General features: G+C 55.9%; 21 protein-coding genes. 10 read left to right on the top strand and 11 right to left on the bottom strand.

Translation table 11 applies throughout. The features are described 5' to 3' along the window. Window positions 1–17: 17 nt before the first annotated feature. From bufB to AC2FJZ_RS21315, 3 genes are read left to right on the top strand one after another with little or no spacing between them, the layout of a single operon-like run. Window positions 18–875, top strand: a complete 858-nt coding sequence (gene bufB / locus AC2FJZ_RS21325) for an MNIO family bufferin maturase (RefSeq protein ID WP_496780170.1) — start codon at window positions 18–20, stop codon at window positions 873–875. Then, window positions 872–1,633, top strand: a complete 762-nt coding sequence (locus AC2FJZ_RS21320; protein ID WP_496780168.1) for an HvfC/BufC family peptide modification chaperone — start codon at window positions 872–874, stop codon at window positions 1,631–1,633. Before bufB ends, AC2FJZ_RS21320 begins: the two co-directional genes overlap by 4 nt. Then, on the top strand, window positions 1,630–2,148 hold the full coding sequence (locus tag AC2FJZ_RS21315) for a DoxX family protein (protein ID WP_050602029.1): 519 nt from the start codon (window positions 1,630–1,632) through the stop codon (window positions 2,146–2,148). Before AC2FJZ_RS21320 ends, AC2FJZ_RS21315 begins: the two co-directional genes overlap by 4 nt. 1 nt (window position 2,149) lies before the next feature. Here the strand turns inward: AC2FJZ_RS21315 and AC2FJZ_RS21310 are convergent, their stop codons facing one another. Continuing rightward, the gene (locus AC2FJZ_RS21310; protein WP_050602028.1) at window positions 2,150–2,518 is read right to left on the bottom strand and encodes a hypothetical protein; all 369 of its coding nucleotides are present in this window, start codon (window positions 2,516–2,518) and stop codon (window positions 2,150–2,152) included. Window positions 2,519–2,559: 41 nt separating this feature from the next. Next, entirely contained in the window at window positions 2,560–2,877 is a 318-nt protein-coding gene (locus AC2FJZ_RS21305) for an ArsC/Spx/MgsR family protein (protein ID WP_496780165.1), read from the bottom strand. 214 nt (window positions 2,878–3,091) lie between these two features. Between AC2FJZ_RS21305 and AC2FJZ_RS21300 the strand changes: the two genes are divergently transcribed. Then, the gene (locus AC2FJZ_RS21300) at window positions 3,092–3,298 is read left to right on the top strand and encodes a cold-shock protein (RefSeq protein WP_050602026.1); all 207 of its coding nucleotides are present in this window, start codon (window positions 3,092–3,094) and stop codon (window positions 3,296–3,298) included. An 86-nt stretch (window positions 3,299–3,384) separates the two neighbouring features. Here the strand turns inward: AC2FJZ_RS21300 and AC2FJZ_RS21295 are convergent, their stop codons facing one another. Continuing rightward, window positions 3,385–3,513: a hypothetical protein gene (locus tag AC2FJZ_RS21295; protein WP_256364005.1), complete on the bottom strand. Its 129-nt coding sequence runs from the start codon at window positions 3,511–3,513 to the stop codon at window positions 3,385–3,387. 240 nt (window positions 3,514–3,753) lie between these two features. Then, complete coding sequence (gene thyX / locus AC2FJZ_RS21290) at window positions 3,754–4,662, bottom strand: FAD-dependent thymidylate synthase (protein WP_050602024.1); 909 nt, start codon at window positions 4,660–4,662, stop codon at window positions 3,754–3,756. Between the two features lie 176 nt (window positions 4,663–4,838). Here thyX and AC2FJZ_RS21285 point away from each other — a divergent pair, with 176 nt between their 5' ends. From AC2FJZ_RS21285 to AC2FJZ_RS21275, 3 genes are read left to right on the top strand one after another with little or no spacing between them, the layout of a single operon-like run. Further along, window positions 4,839–5,267, top strand: a complete 429-nt coding sequence (locus AC2FJZ_RS21285; protein ID WP_050602023.1) for a VOC family protein — start codon at window positions 4,839–4,841, stop codon at window positions 5,265–5,267. Further along, window positions 5,264–5,965, top strand: a complete 702-nt coding sequence (locus tag AC2FJZ_RS21280) for a DUF1194 domain-containing protein (RefSeq protein ID WP_496667318.1) — start codon at window positions 5,264–5,266, stop codon at window positions 5,963–5,965. The genes AC2FJZ_RS21285 and AC2FJZ_RS21280 overlap by 4 nt, the downstream gene beginning before the upstream one ends. Further along, window positions 5,962–6,675, top strand: coding sequence for a DUF1194 domain-containing protein (locus AC2FJZ_RS21275; RefSeq protein ID WP_496667319.1), 714 nt, complete (start codon window positions 5,962–5,964; stop codon window positions 6,673–6,675). The genes AC2FJZ_RS21280 and AC2FJZ_RS21275 overlap by 4 nt, the downstream gene beginning before the upstream one ends. Here AC2FJZ_RS21275 and AC2FJZ_RS21270 read toward each other — a convergent pair whose 3' ends face one another. From AC2FJZ_RS21270 to AC2FJZ_RS21260, 3 genes are all read right to left on the bottom strand, one after another. Then, window positions 6,676–7,173 (bottom strand): MarR family winged helix-turn-helix transcriptional regulator, encoded by a 498-nt coding sequence (locus AC2FJZ_RS21270; protein ID WP_496667321.1) that lies wholly within the window; start codon window positions 7,171–7,173, stop codon window positions 6,676–6,678. A 78-nt stretch (window positions 7,174–7,251) separates the two neighbouring features. Then, a complete protein-coding gene (locus tag AC2FJZ_RS21265) occupies window positions 7,252–7,476 on the bottom strand; it encodes a succinate dehydrogenase assembly factor 2 (RefSeq protein ID WP_496780187.1) in 225 nt (74 codons plus the stop codon). 29 nt (window positions 7,477–7,505) lie between these two features. After that, window positions 7,506–7,898, bottom strand: coding sequence for a helix-turn-helix domain-containing protein (locus tag AC2FJZ_RS21260; RefSeq protein WP_496780163.1), 393 nt, complete (start codon window positions 7,896–7,898; stop codon window positions 7,506–7,508). A gap of 92 nt (window positions 7,899–7,990) precedes the next feature. Here AC2FJZ_RS21260 and AC2FJZ_RS21255 point away from each other — a divergent pair, with 92 nt between their 5' ends. Both AC2FJZ_RS21255 and AC2FJZ_RS21250 read left to right on the top strand, forming a co-directional pair. After that, window positions 7,991–9,193, top strand: coding sequence for a pyridoxal phosphate-dependent aminotransferase (locus AC2FJZ_RS21255; protein ID WP_496780161.1), 1,203 nt, complete (start codon window positions 7,991–7,993; stop codon window positions 9,191–9,193). A gap of 2 nt (window positions 9,194–9,195) precedes the next feature. Continuing rightward, the gene (locus tag AC2FJZ_RS21250; RefSeq protein ID WP_496780159.1) at window positions 9,196–9,597 is read left to right on the top strand and encodes a hypothetical protein; all 402 of its coding nucleotides are present in this window, start codon (window positions 9,196–9,198) and stop codon (window positions 9,595–9,597) included. Here AC2FJZ_RS21250 and AC2FJZ_RS21245 read toward each other — a convergent pair. Beyond that, a complete protein-coding gene (locus AC2FJZ_RS21245; protein ID WP_496780157.1) occupies window positions 9,594–10,964 on the bottom strand; it encodes an MATE family efflux transporter in 1,371 nt (456 codons plus the stop codon). The two genes, AC2FJZ_RS21250 and AC2FJZ_RS21245, sit on opposite strands and share 4 nt — an antisense overlap. Before the next feature lie 107 nt (window positions 10,965–11,071). Continuing rightward, the gene (gene ppk2, locus AC2FJZ_RS21240) at window positions 11,072–11,995 is read right to left on the bottom strand and encodes a polyphosphate kinase 2 (RefSeq protein WP_496780155.1); all 924 of its coding nucleotides are present in this window, start codon (window positions 11,993–11,995) and stop codon (window positions 11,072–11,074) included. A 122-nt stretch (window positions 11,996–12,117) separates the two neighbouring features. On the opposite strand from ppk2, the gene AC2FJZ_RS21235 reads away from it, so the two are divergent. After that, entirely contained in the window at window positions 12,118–12,996 is an 879-nt protein-coding gene (locus AC2FJZ_RS21235; protein WP_496780153.1) for an alpha/beta fold hydrolase, read from the top strand. Between the two features lie 13 nt (window positions 12,997–13,009). Here the strand turns inward: AC2FJZ_RS21235 and AC2FJZ_RS21230 are convergent, their stop codons facing one another. Next, window positions 13,010–13,618 carry a carboxymuconolactone decarboxylase family protein gene (locus tag AC2FJZ_RS21230; protein WP_496780151.1) on the bottom strand — a complete coding sequence of 203 codons (609 nt, stop codon included), beginning with the start codon at window positions 13,616–13,618 and terminating at the stop codon, window positions 13,010–13,012. A 274-nt stretch (window positions 13,619–13,892) separates the two neighbouring features. Beyond that, the coding region (locus tag AC2FJZ_RS21225; RefSeq protein WP_496780149.1) for an alpha/beta hydrolase at window positions 13,893–15,129 on the bottom strand (1,237 nt) is incomplete at its 5' end.

Below are 15,129 nucleotides of genomic sequence, written 5' to 3'. Positions count from 1 at the left end.
GATCAAGGAACTGACCCATGTTGGATGATGCACACCGGTCGAACCGCCTGCCCGCAGCACCGGGCGTTGGCTACAAACCGCAACATTTTGCTCAGATACTCGAACACGCAAGGCCTGTCGCATGGCTGGAAATCCATGCGGAAAACTATATGGGCGACGGTGGGCGCCCCTTGGCGCAGCTGCGCCACCTGTCCGAACAATTCCCGATCTCGGTTCACGGCGTTGGCCTGTCCATCGGCGGCGAAGGCCCCCTTGACCCCGATCATCTGGCCCGGCTGAAACACCTGGTCGGTTGGCTGAACCCTGCCAGCTTTTCCGAGCATCTGGCATGGTCCACCCATGACACGCATTTCTACAACGACCTGCTACCCCTGCCCTATACCGACGCGACTCTGACGCGCGTATGCGAACATATCGATCAGGTACAGGAAACTGTTGGGCGGCAGATGCTGTTGGAAAACCCCTCCAGCTATCTGGCTTTTGAAGAAAGCACATGGTCAGAGCCCGATTTCCTAAGAGAGATCGCCACACGCACCGGCTGTGGTCTGCTGCTGGACGTAAACAACGTCTTTGTTTCAGCGACCAATCTGGACTTTTCACCTCAGGGTTACATTGACGCTTACCCCCTTGAGAATGTGGGCGAAATTCATCTTGGCGGCCATGATGAAGACGAAGACGACCATGGCCATCCGTTGTTGATTGACAGCCATGGGCGCGAAGTCGTCGATCCGGTCTGGGCCTTGTTGGATTATGTGCTGGAGCGTTCGGGACCGAAACCCGTTCTGATCGAATGGGACACCGATGTCCCCGATTGGCCCGTTCTGCGGGAAGAAGCGGTTCGTGCGCAGGCCGCACTCAAGCGGATTCCGGCATGAGCGTTTCGCAGTCCGAATTCCGCGCAGCCATGATGGATGCCTCGGCCCCCGTACCCGAGGGTTTGCTGGATGCCGAGGCGCAACCAGCCGGTCGCCGGTTCAGCGTCTATCGCAACAATGTTGCCGTCTCATTGACTGAGGCCATGCATCAGGCGTTTCCCGTCATCACCAAGCTGATGGGGCCTCAGAACATGGACGGGCTGGCTGGGATATTCCTCCGTCAGCATCCACCGTCATCGCCGCTGATGATGTTCTACGGTGAAGCATTTCCCGATTTCCTGGCTGGAATGCAGCAGCTTTCGCATATTGGTTACCTACCGGATGTCGCGCGGCTGGAACTTGCACTGCGCAATTCTTACCACGCCGCCGACAGCCAACCTGCTCCGACGAAAGCGCTGGCTGTAGATCCCGAGCAAGTCATGCAAGCCCGGCTACACTTTGCCCCGGCCATGCAGGTGATCCGCTCGGATTGGCCCGTCCACGCGATCTGGCGCTTCAACACCGAGGCTGATGCCCCGAAACCGGATGCACGTGCTGAGGATGTGTTGATCACACGCCCGGAATTCGACCCCATTCCCCAACTGCTGCCCGTTGGTGGAGCCGACTGGATCGCCCATATGAAAAATGGCGACACAATTGGCGAAGCATTCGAGAAAACCGCTGCGGAACAGCCGGAATTTGACCTTGGAACCACTCTGGCACTGCTTTTACAGGGCGGTGCATTAACTTCTGTGACTATCGAAAGGCTGGAGACATGACTGCCCTGATCTCAATTCACAATTCTGCTCTTGAGAAGGTGGACCACGCGTCCAACTGGTTGACTCCAACACTTGCGCGGCTGGTCTTCATTGCCGTTCTGTTGGTTTACTACTGGAACTCGGCCATGCTGAAGATCGACGGTTCGATCTTTTCACCGTCGGCTGGTGCATTTGGTCAGATCTTCCCCAAGGCGGCCGAGGCCGTTTTATATGACGTGTCCCAAATGACATTCTTCCAGCGCATCGTCATCTTCTTCGGAACGGTCGCTGAATTTGTTCTACCTGCCTTGTTGCTGGTTGGCTTGTTCACGCGTCTGGCGGCGCTGGGATTGATTGGGTTCATCTGGGTGCAAACGCTGGTCGACGTCACCGGCCACGGCGTGAAACTTGGCAGCCTGTTTGACGCCGCGCCTTCCATCCTGGATCAGCGCACGATGTGGACTTTCCTGATGCTGGTCATTGTGATCAACGGCGCAGGCCCGCTCTCGCTGGACCGTATCCTGCGCCTGAAATGATCTAGAAATGCGCTTTGGGCTGGTCCGGTTTTCCTGCCGCCAGCCCAAGCACGCCGGCCACACCGGCAAAGGCGATCGGGAACATGGTGAAGACGCCAAACCCAAACGCATAGTACATCGCACCGGCTGAAATCAGCAGCAAAACCCCGCCGATCAGAGCTCGCGCAGGTGCCATCGCCCCTCCGGCAATTGCCAGCAAAGGCGCGATAATCGAAAGGGCCTGGATCAGGCCGGGGTTATCGACTTGGCTCAAAACCCCGTCAATTTCGCCGACATGGTCGACAACGACCACTTTGGCATATCCGAAAAACCCGACGATCATACCGATCAGTCCGGCAATAACGCCCAAAGTCATTGCGGCATTACGCATAGAAAATCCTCACTTTTGATCTTGGGCAGATAAGTACCTATTCAGGAAACACCAAGCTGCGCCCGGGTTTCAGCGGTCCATCCCAACAGCAATTTACCGTTATCTTCGATCAAGGGGCGTTTCATCAGGGACGGGTGCTCTTTCAAAAGCTCCAGTGGTGCTTTTGCGCGCTGGCCTTCATCTAGCCCACGCCACGTTGTTGATCTTGTATTGAGCAGAGCATTGCCGAATTCGGCAAAACCTTGCGACAGAACAGAATCCGGCACACCGTCTTTCCGAACATCAAGAAATTCCGCATCTGGCAAAGATTTCAATGCCTTGCGACAGGTATCGCAAGCCTTCAAGCCATAAAGTTTCATCACTGTGGTACTCCTGCTCGTGCTTTCATTTTAGGCAATCACGCCTCTTTTTGGCAGTTATTCTTGATTTTTTACTTCACCGTGCAATGTTGAAAAAGGCGAAACATGTAAATTGGACTGTTCTGCAATCGCGAAACAGTGGAATTTACGATGACGCCGACCACAGCCCCCACCAATTTGTGGGACAATGCGTAAGTAGAAGGAGACACGGGACATGCCAACCGGCACCGTGAAATGGTTCAATACCACCAAAGGCTATGGATTTATTGCCCCTGATGAAGGGGGCAAAGATGTGTTTGTTCATATCTCGGCCGTAGAACGGTCCGGCCTTACCGGACTCGCAGACAACCAAAAGGTCTCATACGAGTTGCAGGACGGACGCGACGGACGCCAAATGGCGTCTGAATTGAAGCCGTTGTAGCGACACCCCCGCCCAACGCGGAGTGATACATTTGAGGATGACGGCCAATTTCCGGCCGTCACCCGCCCCCCACCGGACATGTTCCATTACCCTCGTGCGGGCTTTGGCCTGTCATGAGCAATCCAGTTGTCGCCCATGGCAACGATGCAGGACGTTCCGGTCGCATAGGTCACGACCATCGTCCAGTCGCCGCGCTGGTTTGACCAAACTTCCATGATTTGTTCAGGTCCACGAACACCAGTGGCCACACGTTCGGACCCAAACTGCCCTTCTAGCTTTTGGTGTAACCGGTGCGTCGGCTCACACAGAATTTCTGCGATAGGAGACTGAGCCTGCGCTGGCAAAGTATGGCTAAAGAGCAAGCACAAAGCAGCAGTTTTATAAACGTGGATCATGGAACCATTGTATCGATTCCATGACAGAATGTATAGACAAACGCTAGGCGTTAGTGAGAATTACTTGCGGATGATCGCTTCAAACTCACGCCATTCACGGGCGGTCATGCCTGAGCTTTCCTGCGTGACGGTCTCACCCGCCAACATGTTCCGAAGACTCTCCGCCATCTGGGCGGACAGGTTGACCGCACCCAAACGGTAGTCCTCGAACGCTTTGTAGGCAAACGGCACCCAGTCGGCGACGATCTTGCACATCGCGTCGGCGTATACGCGGATTTCGTACTGCGCATGAGGGTCTGCGCGCAAACGCAGGAAATGGAACAGGTTGTGCAGATCAACCTTCCAATACCACTGCGTGTAGATGTTCGCAGGCAGGTTCATCCGAGCCAGTTCACGCGCCAGGCCCTGTTGTCCATCCTGGTTGATCATGGCCTCGTAATTGTCATAGCAGCGGGTGCTGTCGGCTTTCAGGATTTCCAGCACACGAGCCGCTTCTTCACCTTCCAGTGCTGATCCGCGCCCCTGGTTGTTCACCTCTGACTGGGCCGCTACATGCTCTGGTGCGGGGATATAAAACTCACGATCCAGAATAGAATACCGCGCCGAGTATTCATTTACATTTGCTGTCCGGTGCCGAATCCACTGGCGCGCCACAAAAACGGGCAGCTTTACATGCAGTTTGACCTCGCACATCTCGAACGGGGTCGAGTGCCAGTGCCGCATCAGATATCGGATCAGCCCTTCGTCGTTCTGAACCGATTTGGTGCCTTTACCGTAAGATACACGGGCCGCCTGACAGATCGCGGCATCATCGCCCATATAGTCGATCACACGGACAAAGCCGTGATCCAGGACCTGATGCGCGGTGTACAAATGGTCTTCCATTCCGGCTGAAACGGCGCGACGTGTGGGATGCGATTGCGCGCGTTGCGCTTCGATCTCGGCCTGTTGGTCAGCGGACAGCGGCATCAAAACTTCCTTTCTGGTAATGAGTCGCCTCCTACTATATCTCGCCAATCCCGCCACCGGAACCGCGATATATGCCGCAACCTGCGCTATTTTCGATTTGGACACCACGGTGCACTCGACACGTCAAACCAGTGCGCTAAGTTGCTGGCAAAATAAATCGAAGAAGGAAAGTCAAAATGGCGCTGACATATCTGCACACTATGGTCCGCGTGGGGGACCTGGAAAAGTCCATGGCGTTTTATGAGCTTCTGGGCCTCAAGGAAACACGCCGATATGACAGCGAGGCCGGGCGGTTCTCACTGATTTTCATGGCTCCTCCGGGGCAGGAGGACGCTCCGATCGAACTGACATACAACTGGGATGGCGATGATGAGCTGCCCAGCGACAGCCGACATTTCGGCCACTTGGCGTACGGCGTCGACAACATCTACGAGGTCTGCCAACACCTTCAGAACAACGGCGTCACCATCAACCGCCCGCCACGCGACGGTCGCATGGCCTTTATCCGTTCTCCCGACAACATTTCGGTTGAGTTGCTGCAGAATGGCGACGCGCTGGAACCTGCCGAACCCTGGGCCAGCATGGAGAACACCGGCCGCTGGTGATCCGGTGGATCATAGCAATGGGGCTGGCCATTTTGGCCGGCCCTATCAAAGCCGAACAATGCCGTTTGGCCCTAGCTCTGGCGATGGATATTTCAGTCTCGGTCGACGATGCAGAAGACCTTTTGCAGAGGCAGGGATTGGCCGCGGCGCTTTTGGCCCCTGAAGTACAAGAGGCCTTCTTTTCCTCACCCCTGCCCGTTGCCTTGGCGGTCTACGAGTGGAGCGGGCAATCTACACAACACGTCATTCTGAACTGGCACCTGATTGAAAACCAAGGGAATTTGGTCGCCGCCGCAACGCAAATCAGCCAGTCGATCCGGTCCAATCAAGGCTCGGCCACAGCTATGGGGCACGCGCTGCGGTTTGGGGCCAAATTGTTGCAAAGCGCGCCCCCATGCCTGTTTCATACGATAGACCTGTCCGGTGACGGGTCCAACAATGACGGGTATGGGCCGCAGATCGCGTATCAACGGTTCTTTACCCGTGACGTTGTGGTCAATGGCCTGGTTATCAACGCCGCCGATTTTGAAGGTGAACTGTTTCTGATTCCCTTCTTTGAGAACAACGTCCTGCATGGCCCCGGTGCCTTTCTTGAAGTGGCTCAGGGGTTTGAAGATTTTGAACGCGCCATGCGCAAGAAGCTTGAGAGGGAACTGAGCGGGCTGCAGATCGGTGCAATTGGACGTGTTGGCCAATGATTGCGCGTCTGTTTGTCGTGTTGTTCTGCCTGATATCCGGGCCTGTTCATGCGCAGTGCCGGCACGCATTGGCTTTGGGTCTGGACGTGTCGGGGTCAGTCGACAACGGGGAATACAGGTTGCAGTTAGAGGGCGTGGCCGCTGCGCTGCAACACCCTGAAGTGCGCCAGCTGATGCTGGCCGATGACGCGACATCCATAAGACTGGCAGTTTTTGAATGGAACGAGCCAGGGCATGAACGAATGCTGCTGAACTGGACCGAGATTCAAACCCAGGCCGATCTAAACGCAATCAGCACTCTTTTGATCGAAACTTCACGCAGCTCGACACCGCAAGGCACTGCGGTTGGATCCGCGATGGCGTTTGGCGCCGATTTGCTACAGCAGCAAAAGACATGCTGGCGGCGAACGCTGGATCTGTCTGGTGATGGCAAGCATAATCTTGGGACCCATCCCCGCGAAGTTCGAGCTACACTGCGTAACAGCGGGATAACAATCAACGGTCTGGTCATCGGTGCGGATGACCCTAAGGCCGGAGATCAACGCTTTGTTCAGGTGGGCGAGCTTTCCGCCTATTACACGGCCTGGGTCATTTCAGGGCCAAACGCCTTCGTCGAGGTCGCGTTGGGGTTTGAGGCCTATGAAGAGGCCATGATCCGTAAACTGATCCGAGAGTTGGACAGCCTCGTGCTGTCCGAAGCCCGTCCTTGATCAGTAGATATACCTGATCTGGTCGGTCCAATACCGTTCGACGCGGCGCAACGACGTGGTGATGTCTTCTATGCCCTCAAGTGCCAGCACTCCCCTGCCTTGCAGGCCCTCAGCGTGACGTGCAAACAGGTCGGAAACGATGTCGCGGATCTCTCTGCCCAGCGGCGTCAGGCGAACGCGCACCGAGCGACGGTCGATCTCGCAGCGCTGATGGTGCATGTACCCCATCTCGACCAGTTTCTTGAGGTTGTAACTGACATTGCTGCCTTGATAGTAGCCACGGCTTTTCAGTTCACCTGCCGTGACTTCGTGATCACCGATATTGAACAGAAGCAGCGCCTGCACAGCATTGATTTCCAACACGCCAACGCGCTCAAACTCGTCCTTGATGACGTCCAGCAGCAAGCGGTGCAATCTTTCCACAAGGGCCAGCGCCTCAAGGTAGCTGGTCATGAACCCCTTGGTTCCCGATCCCGATACCTGCATTTCCATACTCATCCGACCCTCCGATTCAGTCGCGCTGTTTGAGACACGATGAACCGAAAATCCAAAAAATCGGTTAAGCGGAAAGTTTTGTTACTTTTGAAACGTTTGAGCGATGTCCGATATCAAACGGGAAAACTGTGCAGGCGATTTTACCTGCCCTGTGACCCACTGATATAGATCCTGGTCATTTTCATTCAGCAGCGCGTCATAATCATCCAGCCTGGCCTCATCCATGTCAGCCAGGTTGCGATCTGCGTAGGCGGACAGGATAATGTCCATTTCCTTGATCCCACGCCGCATGGACCGCATTTTCATGCGTTTGATGCGCACATCCCGGGGTTCGCTCAATTCTTCTGCTCCAGCATCAGGCGCATTTTCTTTTCCAGCCGCGCCGCACGTTCGGCGCTCGCGCGCATCTCGCCGCGAATGGCACGCAGTTCGGCCACCGCGACTGACAGTTCCATACCGCCTTCGCTTTCTTCCACCGGCGCGTCCATGCCGTCGCCTTCACCGGTCAGCAGCCACATGATCGAGACATTGATCATACCCGCCATCATCGACAATCGGTTTGCTCGCGGCTCGGACAAATCGTTTTCCCAATCTGCAATTGTCGCTTTCTTGACCCCAAGACGGCGTGCCAATTCTGCTTGCGTCATTCCGGCAGCTTCGCGAGCGCCCGCCAAACGATCCCCAAATGTTGCAGACTCCGGACCATACCAGTCTTGTTCATCAATCATTCGGGTCTCCGATTCACATTATCCATACGGCTTGATCGTCATTCCGGTGCACCCTATGACAGTCAGGTTGAACATACAAACCGAGGCCACTCATGAGTTTCCTGTCTGCGACACTGTCACGCGTTAAACCTTCGCCCACCATCGCTATGACAGCCAAGGCAGCCGAGCTTAAGGCCGCCGGGCGCGATGTTATCGGGCTGAGCGCGGGTGAGCCGGATTTCGACACGCCTCAGAACATCAAAGACGCCGCTGTTGCGGCAATTGCGGCGGGTAAAACCAAATACACCGCACCAGACGGCATTCCCGAGCTGAAACAAGCAGCCTGCGCTAAGATGAAGCGCGATCATGGGCTTGAGTATACACCCGCTCAAATCTCGGTCGGAACCGGCGGCAAGCAAACGCTGTACAACGCTCTGATGGCGACGATGAATGACGGCGACGAGGTGATCATCCCCGCGCCTTATTGGGTAAGTTACCCCGACATGGTTTTGCTTGCCGGTGGAACACCGGTTGTCGTTGAGACGACACTCGAGAACAGTTTCAAGCTGACTGCGGAACAATTGGAAACCGCAATCACCCCCAAAACAAAGTGGTTCATCTTCAACTCGCCCTCTAACCCAACGGGCGCAGGATACAGCCGGGATGAGCTGAAGGCTCTGACCGATGTGCTGATGCGCCATCCGCATGTCTGGATCATGTCCGACGACATGTATGAACACCTGGCCTATGACGGATTTGAATTCTGCACCCCTGCCGAAGTAGAGCCCGGTCTCTATGACCGGACGCTTACCTGCAATGGTGTCTCTAAAGCCTATGCCATGACCGGGTGGCGCATCGGCTATGCAGCGGGTCCGGTCGAGATCATCGCGGCGATGCGAAAGGTTCAGTCGCAATCAACCTCGAACCCCTGCTCGGTCAGCCAATGGGCCGCGGTCGAGGCGCTTGACGGTACGCAGGAGTTTCTGACTCCGAACAACGAGACCTTCAAACGTCGTCGCGATCTGGTGGTTCGGATGCTGAACGAAATCGACGGCATCACCTGCCCCACGCCCGAAGGCGCGTTTTATGTTTATCCCTCGATCGCAGGACTGATTGGCAAAACGACGCCTGCCGGAACGGTTATCGACACTGACGAAGCATTTGCCACGGCTTTGCTGGAAGAGGCAGATGTAGCCGTTGTGTTTGGCGCAGCCTTTGGCCTTTCGCCGAATTTCCGGGTCAGCTACGCTACGTCCGATGCGGCCCTGACCGAGGCCTGCAGCCGTATACAGCGTTTCTGTACATCTCTGAGGTAAACATGTCCACCGAACTTCCCGAATACTACTTTCGTATCCGTGAAAACGGGGCTGCGGTGTTTCGGGTCGATACAGAGAACCGCCAACGCCGTATCGAGATGGACCAGATCGCGGTCATCAATATCCGCAATGGCGACGTCAAACCGCAAGGGCAGCGGGTTTTGTCCGAACGGGATCAGTCAGAGATCGCCCAATGGATGGAGCAGCGTCGGGCCGTACTGGCCCAGCGCGACATCGACGATATCCATCGTGCCGTTGACTACCTGAACCTGACCACGCAATGGGCGCAGTCCAAGGCAAGTGACGAACAGCTTGAAGACGTGACCGACCGGTTGCTGATGGCGATGCACGACCTGCGCACGGTTTTGGTGCGCAAAAAGGCAGATCGCCTGAGCAAAGGCTAAGCCAGTTCAGCCGGTGCCTGCATCTGCCGCACCGAATGCATCCAGAACCGGGCCATCAGCAGCACGGCCGCGAATGCCAGACCAAGCACCAGCCCCAGCCAGACACCGATGCCGTCCATCTGCCGGACAAAACCAAAATAGTACGACGCCGGGATTCCAACGACCCAATAGCTGAGTGCGGCCATGACCATGGGAATTTTGGCGTCTTGCAATCCGCGCAGCAGACCCAGTGCAATGACCTGCGCCCCATCGACCAGTTGAAACAGTGCCGCCATAGCAAGCAACCCAGTCCCAATAGCCAGGATTTGCCCGCGTTGCGGATCGTCAGTCTCCATGAACAATGAAATCAGCGGTTCGGCACAGGTCAGAAACAGGATAACCGTCAGAACGGACATGACCAGCGACATGCCCGTTACGGCAATTGCACCTTTTTCCAGATGTGCCCTGTCCCGACGGCCCAGCGCATTGCCTGCTCTGATGGTGGCGGCGTTTGACAACCCCAAATGCACCATAAAGGTAGCCGAAGCGAGGTTCAGCGCGATCCCATGCGCGGCCAGAGGGACCTGACCCAGCCACCCCATCATCACCGCTGATGTTGCAAACAGCGAAACTTCGGCCAGAGTGGTCAGACCAATGGGCACACCCAGCTTCCATACGCTGGCGAACATCTCCCAATCCGGCCGCCAAAACCGTTGAAAAAGGCTGTGTTCCGGCAGCGTCCGAACCACGTAGATAACAACAGCGATCAGCGAAACGACCTGGGTTGCGATTGAGGCGATGGCCGCCCCCGTCACGCCCAGTTCCGGTGCCCCCCAATTGCCGAAGATTAGCGCATAGTTGGTCACCGCGTTCACAAATGCCGCCGCGACCGTGATCCACAGCACGATCTGCGTCCGTTCCAATGCCGCAAGGTAGGACTTCAGCACCATCACAAGCAGGGCCGGAAACAACCCCCAACCTGCAACGCGCAAATACTCGGAAGCGGTTTCAGCAATTTGCGGTTCCTGCTTCATGGCGATCAGGATCGGATAAGACCACCACAACAAGGGCATAACCACCACTGCGTACAGCAATGACAGCCAAAGCCCCATTCGGGTTGAGCGGCGAATGCTGGTTTCGTCCCCTTCTGCTGCCGCTGTGGCAACCATTGGCATGACGGCCCAGCCAAACCCCGCACCGAACAAAAACAGCACAAAGTAATAGCTGCTGGCCAATGTGACCGCAGCCAACGCCTCGACCCCGTACCAACCCAACATGATGGTATCTGTCAAGCTGATCGCATACTGCGCCAGATGCCCTCCGACCAGGGGCAAGCCCAGCACCGCAATCGCCCGAAAATGAGCGGGATATGTCATCACTTTTGTCATAGCACCAGCCATATGCGCGGGCTTGGCGCGGGACAAGAGTGGATCACTAAAATTTCATTGTGAGACTTTGGTGCCCGCTCCTGGCATGAGAACGGGCACCTTGGTGTTTAACGGGCGTCCGGATGCAATGTTGCACCCAGAATATGTTCAGACCGATGAATGACGTGATGCGCCTGCCCCACGATCAACGGATCAGGATCACCGACAACGTCATGATCCTTGCCGGGGTAATCCAGCGTCGACAGGAAGTGACGCATACAGTTCAACCGAGCCCGTTTCTTGTCGTTCGACTTGATGATCGTCCAGGGCGCGTCCGCAGTATCGGTGTAAAAGAACATCGCTTCTTTCGCCTCGGTATAATCATCCCATTTGCTGAGGCTGGCCTTGTCGATGGGTGAAAGTTTCCACTGTTTCAGCGGATCGGTCTCGCGGCTTTTGAATCGACGTTGCTGTTCCTCCTGCGTGACCGAGAACCAGTATTTGTACAATTGGATGCCCGAGCGGACCAGCATCTGTTCCAGTTCCGGCGTCTGACGCATGAACTCCAGATACTCATTGGGCGAGCAGAAGCCCATCACCCGCTCAACACCCGCGCGGTTGTACCAGGACCGGTCATAGAACACCATTTCACCAACGGTTGGCAGCTCCTGAAGGTAGCGCTGATAATACCACTGCCCTTTCTCTTCCCAGGTGGGTTTGTTCAAAGCGACCACTCGAGCCTGACGCGGATTCAAATGCTCCATGAACCGTTTGATCGTGCCGCCCTTGCCAGCGGCATCGCGGCCTTCGAACAGCAGAACGAACCGCTGCCCCGTGTCTTGCGCCCACAGCTGAACCTTCAAAAGCTCGGCCTGCAACTTGGCTTTCTGCGTCTCATAAATCGCCCGTGCCATCTTGCGGCCGTAGGGGTATTTCCCACTTTCGAACGCCTGCCGGATTTTCTCGGGACTGGGCGCGACGGGCTCGGCTGTATTGGCTGGTACGGATTTGATCTGAGGGGATTTTGCTTCGACCGGAGCAATGGCTTCCATACATCTTTTCCTTTTTCTACTGTCCTGAATGAGGGCTAGCAGAAACGTCTTGAATGCGCTTTGATTGGTGTCAAATTGATGCCTCAAAAACCCATAAATTCCACACCGGATCAGAGGTTCCCATGCGCACGTCTTTTGCCGACCTGAATGGCCAGTCCTTCTGTGTCCGATTCTGGGGCAACTCCGATGCACCACCGCTGTTGATGCTGCACGGCTTCCCGGAATACGGCGGCGCCTGGGCGGATCTCGCGCCGCATCTGATGGATCACTTCTATTGCATCGCCCCAGATCAGCGCGGCTATGGTCAAAGCTGGTGCCCCGAAGGGGTGCAGAACTATGCCCTATCGCAACTGGTGTCCGACATGGCCACCTTGATCGAGAGCCACGGAGCGCCTTGTACCGTGCTGGGTCACGATTGGGGCGCATCGGTGGCCTATGGCCTTGCTATGTTCCGTCCTGATTTGGTTAACCGGCTTGTCATCGCAAACGGCGTGCACCCGGTTCCGTTTCAACGCGCCATGGCCGCAGGCGGTGCGCAATCGGAAGCCTCGCAGTACATCAACCAATTGCGGGCACAAGATGCGGCCCAGAAACTGTCCGAAAACAACTTTGCAGTGCTCGAAAGGTTCTTTCGCCATGGCATGGGACTGGATTGGCTGACCGAAAGCCGCATGGTCGAGTATCGCACCGAATGGGCTCGCTCCGGGAGGCTGGAGGCAATGCTGAACTGGTATCGCGCCTCTCCACTGGTTGTGGCTGAACCCGGACTTCCGGCAACAGACCTGCCGGACCTGCCGCACGACCGGCTGCATGTCCGATGCCCGCACCTGTTGCTTTGGGGCCCTGACGACAAGGCGCTCTTGCCCGAAACCACCGAGGGGCTAGAGGTTTTTGCTGCGGACCTGACCCGTGTCACGATCCCCGGCACCGACCACTGGCTGCATCACCAAAAGCCGCAGGACGTTGCAAACGCCATACTGGAATGGGTCCGCATTGCCTGACCTGTGTGATCTTTTACCGATGCCCCCAATCGTCAGGGTTGTCAGAATTGTTCGGCGACAAACCTAACTCGTCCCCGACAATCGAACATCCCAACCCCAGCACCGTTCGATTTGCATAAGAGAAGTACGAACAGACCTGATTGATCTCAAGGACTTCTCCATCGTCCCAACCCGCCTCACGCAGGATGATCACATCCGCCTCGACCAGGTCCCCCGGACTTTCGGTCAGTTTACGGGCATAGATCATGGCGGCGACCTGCGCTGGATCCAACGGAGAAGCAACTGGATCACGTGCCTCAATCGCCGCCCGGATCGCATTGCCTCGCGCTTTGTCGCCAAGCAACCGCTGCAAACCGGCGAAGTGATGTTCGACGCAATACCCGCACCGATTCAGAGAACTGACCCACACGCCCAGCACCTCAAGAAACCACTTCGGTATCTTGTTACCCGAGTGATGCAGCACCGCCTTGTACATCGCCATATGGCCTTCCATCGAATGCGGCCGCAAAGAATGCGCCATCATGATGTTGTCCACATTATTGGACGGGCCGGTCACCCTCTCGTAAAGATTCTTCAGCTTTCCGGTCGCCTCTTCCAACGGCACTGTTCTGATCCAGCTCATGCGGCACCTGTCTTTCCTCTCGATTGAACGTCTGGCGCAGCCTAGTAACAATTCGAACCGCTTACGAGGCAAACCTCGAGCTATGACGCAACGAGGTGACGCAGCAGGCAAAGAACGGCAGGTCCGAGCCCATTTTAGTCATTGGTCGCTTGGCAGCTCTTTGCATATGCAGCACGCCGCGAACGATGTTAAGCTGTCATACACGGTAGGTCCAACGCAGGGCCACGGCACGGGGAAAGCCTACGTACAAAACACCTTAGTTCTTTGCTTTCGTTCAGTAGAGATTTTGGGCCAAAAATTCTGCAATATCCGTTATTGACGCCTCGGCCTCAGGAATGCTCGGGTAGAACTCAAACACATGCCACATGCCTTCCCAGACTCTTAAATTGCAAGTGGCTCCGGATTCTCTCATTATCCGGTCTAAACGAACACAGCCACTCAACAGATAATCCCGCGTTCCACTGGTTACAAATACCGGGGGGAATTGGTCATCGAAAGGTCCGTAAATCGGCGACAGATCGGGGCTGGTCTGATCAGCGTTCTCTGGAATATACAGTGAGCGAAATACGTCGATCTCGGACGCACGCAGAAATGGGTCGCGTCGGGCAACCCCACTATCCCCTAGGTTCTTGATATCCACCCAAGGCGACATGAGTGCCAGCGCGCGTGGAAGACGTTCTCCACGTGCCTTCAATCGGTGGACAGTTGCGAGAGCAAGATTTCCGCCGGCGGATTCTCCGCAAAGACATGCCCCAGTGTTTTCTCTGAGGAGGGTAGAGATGACATCTTCACAGACATTTAGAGCTGCAGGGAATGGGTTCTCAGGAGCAAGTGGATAATGGGGGGCAATTACTCGCGCACCGGTTTTTTCGGCGAGTTTGGCTGAAATCGGCAGGTCCTCGAAAGGGCTGCCTACCGAAAACCCTCCCCCGAAAAGATAGATGATTTCACGATTGCCCCGTGGAACCGGCGGATCGATGACCATGCAGGTCACGCCCTCAATCATCCGTTCTGACAAGGATACTCCTGTCACTTCTATCACATCGCTTGAGACTGGAGCGTTGGCTTCGTGCAACATCGCCCGAATCTCGGAGATTGGTTGACCAAAATCCCTTAGGGTGGTTGTTATCGCCTGAGCTGCGAGCGTTTCTGCCTCGAGGCTGATTTCAGCGAACTCTTGGTGCGCTTCTTTTCTTGGCATGCAAAATCTCCAAAGAGGCCAGCTGGTTCTTTTTGACGAGTCAGGTTCGGGTGCGAGGACAGAGTTTGCACAGTGACGGACAATGACCAAACGGTTTCTATGACGCATCACAGGGTATTTCGCAGTGTTGCTTGGGCTTGAACCGACCGCCTGCTCTGCCCTCCGTTCGAGACACCGGGAGGCGCTCTTGGATGTAGTTTTTTCGCGACTGCGGCGAAAGCCCGCAAGGTCCGGATATTGTTGAAAAACAACGTGTTGCTGGCGCAGAGAGAGGCGTACCGAACTGAGCGCGAGTGCCTTTCTTGTCAGG

This window comes from Ruegeria sp. CDSA079, from assembly GCF_059612245.1.
Note: the sequence above shows the minus strand (reverse complement) of the source record. Positions and strands in the feature narration are given on the sequence as shown.